The organism is Methylacidiphilum sp. Yel (assembly GCF_004421185.1).
In the GTDB taxonomy this organism is placed as follows: Bacteria; Verrucomicrobiota; Verrucomicrobiia; order Methylacidiphilales; family Methylacidiphilaceae; genus Methylacidiphilum.
Genome location: NZ_LXQB01000037.1, coordinates 1 through 6,966 on the forward strand (window position 1 = coordinate 1; position 6,966 = coordinate 6,966).

General features: G+C 46.7%; 3 protein-coding genes and 1 pseudogene. 1 reads left to right on the plus strand and 3 read right to left on the minus strand.

Annotation, left to right across the window (positions count from 1 at the left end):
* Positions 1 to 405: pseudogene (locus tag A7Q09_RS06375) on the minus strand (recombinase family protein); the annotation flags it as partial.
* A gap of 240 nt (positions 406 to 645) precedes the next feature.
* Between A7Q09_RS06375 and glgX the strand changes: the two are divergent.
* On the plus strand, positions 646 to 2,790 hold the full coding sequence (glgX, locus tag A7Q09_RS06380) for a glycogen debranching protein GlgX (RefSeq protein WP_134390442.1): 2,145 nt from the start codon (positions 646 to 648) through the stop codon (positions 2,788 to 2,790).
* A 1,684-nt stretch (positions 2,791 to 4,474) separates the two neighbouring features.
* On the opposite strand, the gene A7Q09_RS06385 is transcribed toward glgX, so the two are convergent.
* Entirely contained in the window at positions 4,475 to 4,819 is a 345-nt protein-coding gene (locus A7Q09_RS06385; RefSeq protein WP_134390443.1) for a hypothetical protein, read from the minus strand.
* Between the two features lie 664 nt (positions 4,820 to 5,483).
* On the minus strand, positions 5,484 to 5,882 hold the full coding sequence (locus tag A7Q09_RS06390) for a hypothetical protein (RefSeq protein WP_134390444.1): 399 nt from the start codon (positions 5,880 to 5,882) through the stop codon (positions 5,484 to 5,486).
* Positions 5,883 to 6,966: the final 1,084 nt, after the last annotated feature.

A 6,966-nucleotide genomic window follows, 5' to 3' on the forward strand; every position in this document is an offset into this window, starting at 1 on the left:
GCAGGCACCCAACTTCACCGCCGATGATCGCATCCAGCAGGCGCTTCAGGCCTTTTTTGTGGTAGTTCATGCCAGAACCCAGGTCCGCGATCAGCTCGAATGTCCAGCCTTGCCGGGGGCACAGAACAGCTCAAGAACCTGTTTTTGCCCTTCCAGATCGTCCTTCTGGTCGTGACTGGACACACGGGCATAGGCGGCAATGGTGCGGCCTATCTTCTCCGGCGCACGAAATTGGTCTGGCTGAAGCAGCGCAAGGTCGTAGCGTCGTCGCCCACCTGCTGTGGGTTCATCGGGTAGGAGATTGCCCTCGCTCTCCCAGCGTCGCAGTGTTTGCGGCGCAACCCCCAGGAACTCGGCGGCCTCTTGAATGCTGACTAGCTTGGGCGACAGGTTTAGAATGTACATTTATGAGAAGGAAAAAGTAACTTGTATAGAAACTGTTCAAGCCCTTTTCGAACCCATTTTTCCATGTCCCTCCTCTCGACTTTTCTTTCTAAAATCCTACAATAAATAAGCGCTTAGGCCTATAAGCTGTTTTGCCACAATCAAGAGTTTATGGAAAAAGGGATCTTTTGTTTTTCTTTCTCACAACCCCTTTTATCTTTATATACTTTTTTAAAATTAAACCAACCGAAGGGTTAGTGCATGGAAAAAGATACCATATATACCGCATTGCCTGGCCGAACCTATCCTTTAGGGGCAACCTGGGATGGGCAAGGGGTCAACTTTGCTCTCTATTCCGAACATGCCACCAAAGTCGACCTTTGCTTGTTTGACTCAACGGGAAAGGAAACAAAAGTACCGATAACCGATTGTACTGATTACATTTGGAATGTCTATATTCCTTCCCTTTCACCTGGACAGTTGTATGGCTACAGAGTCCATGGTCCCTATGAACCTCAGGCAGGGCATCGGTTTAATCCTCATAAACTCTTGCTTGATCCTTACGCTAGACTTATCAAAGGTGAACTCAACTGGAATGAGGCTGTTTTTGGTTATAAGATAAATGATCCTCAATCCGATCTTTCTTTTAACGAGACAGACAGTGCTCCCTATGTTCCTCTATCGGTCGTAATAGATTCCAATCAGTCCACAGGGAAAAAGGAGCCTAAGCCATCTATCCCTTGGCATAAGACCATCATTTATGAGCTACACGTCAAAGGATTTACTCAGAAAAATGAAAAAATCCCACCTGAATTCCGAGGAACTTTTTTAGGCCTAGCTTCCCAACCCGCCATTGACCACCTGCTTAATCTAGGGATTACAGCAGTGGAATTGATGCCCATCCAGCAACATATCTCTGAAGAACATTTGATAAGAAAAGGACTCGTGAACTACTGGGGTTATAATACTATAGGTTTTTTTGCTCCCGATCAGCGTTTTGTAGCTTCTCAAACAGATCTTGACCCCATAGCTCAATTTAAAACCATGGTCCAAGCCCTGCATGCCGCAGGGATCGAAATCATTCTCGATGTTGTATACAATCATACAGCCGAAGGTAATCAATTAGGCCCTACCCTTTGCTTCAGGGGCATTGACAATGCTGCTTACTATAGACTTTCTGCTGATAACCCAAGATACTACATGGATTTTAGCGGCTGTGGTAATGGATTTAACATGCAAAACCCAAGGGTCATCCAGCTGATCATGGATAGCCTTCGCTACTGGGTAGAAACGATGGGAGTTGATGGGTTTCGTTTTGATCTAGCAAGCGCTCTTGCAAGAGAACTCTACGAAGTGGATAAACTCTCAACTTTTTTCGATGCCATTTTGCAAGATCCCATTCTTTCTCAAGTAAAACTCATCGCTGAGCCATGGGATGTAGGGGATGGGGGCTATCAAGTTGGCAATTTCCCTGTCGGATGGGCTGAATGGAATGGTAGATACCGAGATGACGTGAGAAAATTCTGGAAAGGGGATCTTGGCACATTGCCTGAGTTTGCTAATCGGTTGGCAGGTTCGAGTGATCTGTATGAGCAGAGTGGACGAAAACCCTATGCGAGCATTAACTTTGTTACTTGCCATGATGGTTTTACTCTCATGGATCTTGTAAGCTACAACCAGAAGCATAACGAAGCAAATCTAGAAGAGAATAGAGATGGGAATAACGATAATAATAGCTGGAATTGCGGAATAGAAGGCCCAACCGATGATAAATCAATTTTAGAGCTTAGAACCCGACAGAGAAAAAATTTTCTTGCAACACTCCTTTTTTCTATCGGAGTGCCAATGCTCCTTGCTGGAGATGAATTAGGCCATAGTCAAAAAGGAAATAACAATGCGTACTGTCAGGACAATGAATTGACATGGTTAGACTGGAATTTGGAAGAGAAAGAAAAAAATGAATTTCTGCAATTTGTTATAAAATTGATCAAAATCCGTAAGGAAGAATCGGTGTTCCAAAGAAGCAAATTTTTTCATGGAAGAACAATCCGTGGCACAAACATAAAAGATATTCTTTGGTTAGACTGTGATGGCAGCCCTTTAACGGATGAAAAGTGGAACGCAGGATTTATTAAATCCTTTCAAGTCTATATGGCAGGTGATCTCATAGGAGATATTGATTCAGAGGGTAAACCCATAAAAGGAAATTCTATCTTGATCTGTTTTAATGGGTCTGAAAATGACATTGTCTTTAAGTTACCGAAAAGAAGAAATAATCGCAGTTGGATTAGAGTGATAGACACATCCTATGGGCAGCTTCCTGAAGAAGACATTCCTGGAGAATCTACTTACCAACTAAAAGATCGATCCCTTGCTCTCTTTAGAGGATTAAGGCCAAAAGAATAAGAGAATTTCTTTTTTCTCTTCCATTCCTACTCAGTCTTCTCTTGCTCTTTGGCAAAATGACATCCTTCTCGACCTGAATGCCAGAGATCTATAAAGCGCTCAGGCTGGACATTAAGCCGCCCTTGACTCACTTCGGTGAGTTCCTGCTGTTGGCAAGATGTCTACATCGCTCCCTTCATAGGCAAACCAGCCAATGCCCAGGTCGATACCAATCCTACACCGCCATTGACTCACCTACTTTCTACTCGAACTCTTATCGCCTCACAGCCTTCAACCCTTTTTGTACCTTACATCCAACCGAATGAGCTGCATGCATAGGCATAGATATCTATCCGTATTGCTGTCGAGTGATCACCTTATGATTTGTGCAAGCCACTAGCCCATGTTTGGTGAAACTTTTGTAAGATGCTGATTATCAATGAGCTTTTTCAATGTGTCACTATGTGGTGTTTTGGAGGTTCTTTTTTTAGGTTTCCACGGCTACAAGGAGCTGATTTTCAGGGCGGAAACGATCTGACGCGCCTGCTCGCTTTCCAGCAGCGACACCACGGTGTTTGGGACCTCCGAGATCTGCCTCGGGCGTCTTTGGACGGTCCGGAGGTGAGTCAAGGCTTCTTGGCTGGAAAAGGGAAGCTTGGCTGCCTTGAGTTTTTTTTTCTAAAAGCCGATCCAGCAAGAAGGCCAAGGCGGCGATAAAGCCATGGGCGTGGACCGAGCTCTCGGATCATAGTGAGAGATCGGACTAGATCTCTAGGACATCTTTTAACTTCCTAAAGGCCCGCTCTACTTGGCTAAGCTCCTTGCAGGCGCAGACGGCGGCCTCCACTGCAGAGAGATGTTTTTCTTCCGTCAGGATCAGGCACTTGCCTTCCAGAAGCTTTTCCTCTTCCAAAAGCTCTTTGAGAAAACTGGAACCGACCGGAAGAAAGATTCAAGCAAAAGTAGCAATGTCCGTGATAGGCCCAAAGGATGCGCTCAGCGCAGCAGCCCCAATCTTTTCTGGATGACGAAGCTCTTGCGTTTTCTACCCGCTTAGCGAGCTTCTGAGAGCTTTTTCCCGAATCTTAGCTACAGCTGCCTCTCGCATCGCTTGCTCGTAAGCCAGCCGCTAAGGCACTCTCCACCACAAAGATCCGCTGTCCCATAAGACGTCCCGGAACCTCGCAGAGTCGGTCTTTACTTTCCAGAGAGATAGCAGCTGCTAGGAACCAGATTGCGCCAGGCGAAGGTACTCTAGGACCTCCGGGCTTCTGCGCCGCCCTAATCCCACCAAAAACCCATGGCCCTGGTTCCAAAGAAAGCCCAGGTTTGCCGTACTGACCATCCCCCGGTCCCCGAGCAAAGACCACCCAGTGCTAGCCCAAAGCGATTCTCTTTAGTCCTCCACTACCCTCTATACCGTCTTTTTATCCTGCACATCGCCTCAAAAGAAATGGTGGGCAATCGGAAGAGCCACTAACCATCACCACTCCCAAAAGAATCTGCCGATTGCCTCCCCGCCGGTCTTGGGCTATACCCAAACTCAAGCTAGATCCTCTAGCCCTTCCCCTTCGAAATAGGTGGAAGTCAAATCGTAGAAGACTGTCTCGGGCTGGAAGGAAAAAAGATCTTGTAGCCGGCTAAAAAGCCGCTCTTTGAGCTCTTCCTTCCTTTGAATCAGCTCATCCAGCGTCCGATACCAAGGCTAAAGAAAGCGATGGTCCACCCGCACCCGACCATTTTCCTTCCAGATCGGCAATATCCGCTTCCCCCTCCAATCGGACACATAGTCCGTCTCTAACCACTGGCCTAGGGCATGTTCGCTTCCCGGACAAATCAGCCGATGAGCCACCAAAACAAACGCTCTCTCCCCAAGCGAAAGACATTGCTGCTTCTTCCCACTTCCCTCCAAACGCTTTGGAAACCCTAACTCTTCCCAAAGAACCCTAGCCACCAAGGTCGGCCCCCAATCCTCCGCTGATTCCGCCTTCCAGCTCCCTATCGTCGTTGCAGGCTCGCCCCTTAAATAGCTCCACAAGCCTGTCCACATGAGGAGCCAAAAGCTCCTTGCGCTAGAAGATTCGCTCTCGTCAGGTATCGCGTCTTCCCTCGATTGTAGTAGCTCTCCACCAGCCGAATGTATCGGTCCACTTTCTCGCTTGGCCGCAGGATTGGAATGATACGCAGAAACATAAGGAGAAATTACCTAACAACTCTGATCGATTCGAGTCAAATCAAGCTATTATAGAAAAAATTCTTCACAATGTAGCACTATGTTTGAAAAAAAAGGCTCTCTCTATGAGCTTTCCCATCCTCCCCCCCAGTCGGTCACAAGCCACTGGTATCGGGGTACGTCTGACCTCCTCACTTTGGGGATTCGTTTTCTGATGAAAACAAAAATAACGATCTGTCAACGACACAAGAATAAAAGTCTTCTACCAGATTGCGATACCACGGATTTCTAATCCATTGGTCGCGTGTTCGAATCACGCCGGGTGCGCCACGATAAATAGCCAAAAATCAAGAGTAGATCAAGATGGTAAGTTAAACTCAATAAAACTTATAAAAATGGAACAGTACTCAGAATACATCAAAAAGCCCAAAAATTTTATCTCTCCTATAAGAATTTTTAGAATTTTTGCTCTACCGACTATCTCAATGGAAAGAAAGAAAAAAAGTATTTCGATTACGGTTTCCGAGTAAAAGCATAACAATCAAGAAGATTTTTTAAGTTCTTCTACATCCAGTCGAACGGCTTTAGCCAAAATTTTTTCTATTAATTCTATTCTTTTCCCCTGCTCGGCGAACCTCGCGTTCACTGCTTCAAACCTGGAATTCATTTCTGATCGGAGATCATCCAGTCTTTTCTCCATCGCTTCAAACCTAGAATTCATTTCTGATCGGAGATCATCCACTCTTTTCTCCATCGCTTCAAACCTAGAATTCATTTCTAACCTTAGGCTGTTCATTTCTCCTCGAAGACTGTTCATTTCTCCTCGAAGACTGTTCATTTCCCCTCGAAGACTGTTCATTTCCCCTCGTAGACTATTCTGAAACCAGACCACAGCACCTATAACAGTAATGATTACCGTAATTGTTTGAACCCACTCCATTATTTAAGATTATCCAGTGTTTTATCTTTTTTGCAAGAAAACTAAAGCCCTAAGAAAATACTGAGAGCATAGCATCTTATTTTTCTTAAAAAAATAGAACAATGGCTAACCTTGTCTGAACCTCCCCATGGCTGAAGCCAGAGGGTTCCAGGGATGAGACATGTCGATTCATCGCGCCCCTCCCGCTTGCTTGAGAAGATAAGCGGTACGATGCCAACTCGCCGTGGCTTCTCTTGCGGGCGGCTGCGAGGCGCCGCTTGGTTTCTTCAAGCCGTCCTCGAAGAAGCCGATACCGCAAGGAGGCGATCCACCTCCGAGTGGCTTTCTTCACTGTCCGGTTCTCATTAAAATTGTCCGGGTTGGTTGCCTGGCGCAAACGGCCAATCGCTCTTTGGACGGGCATAAGCTTGCGCCAGGGCTGCTCGACCATCGAGCAAAACTTCTCCAGGCAAGCCGCGGTCTCCCCGGCTATTGCGACTGCAGAAGGGACGATATCGAGGCAGGCGGTCTCTCCTCGCCGCCCGCATGCCGGGTCTTCGCAGGCGGCGTTTTTTTAAACGTTTTTTATGTGAACATTTTTTTTGAGGTCCTCTAACCTATGTTTGGTGAAACTTTTGTAAGGTGCTGATTATCAATGAGCTTTTTTCAATGTGTCACTATGCGAGGGTTTTAGGAGCTATTTTTGGGTTTCCAAGGCTCCATGAAGCCAACTCGGAGGGCGGAAAGGATCCGGCCGCCCATGTTGGTTTCCCGCCGTGACTTTGCGGTGTTTGGTGCCAGCGATGTTTGCCTTGGGCGTCTTTGGACGGTGAGTAGGTGAGTCAGGGCCTCTTCGGGGGAAAAGGGGAGTTTGGCTGCCTTAAGTTTTTTCTCCAATAGCCGGTCAAGTAAGAAGGCTAAGGCGGCGACAAAGACATGGGCCTGGATGAGCTCTCGGATCATGGGGATAGATCGGAGGCATCTCTAGGACATCTTTTAACTTCCTAAAGGCCCGCTCCACTTGGGTAAGCTCCTTGTAAGCGCAGACGGCCTCTACCGCGGAGAGATTTTTTTCTTGCCTCTAGGATCAGGTAGTTGCCTTCGG

Bases quoted from the DNA above. Each gene is read 5' to 3' on its own strand.
- A7Q09_RS06390 (WP_134390444.1), bottom strand. From the start codon at position 5,882: ATGGAGTGGGTTCAAACAATTACGGTAATCATTACTGTTATAGGTGCT.
- A7Q09_RS06385 (WP_134390443.1), bottom strand. From the start codon at position 4,819: ATGTGGACAGGCTTGTGGAGCTATTTAAGGGGCGAGCCTGCAACGACG.
- glgX (WP_134390442.1), top strand. From the start codon at position 646: ATGGAAAAAGATACCATATATACCGCATTGCCTGGCCGAACCTATCCT.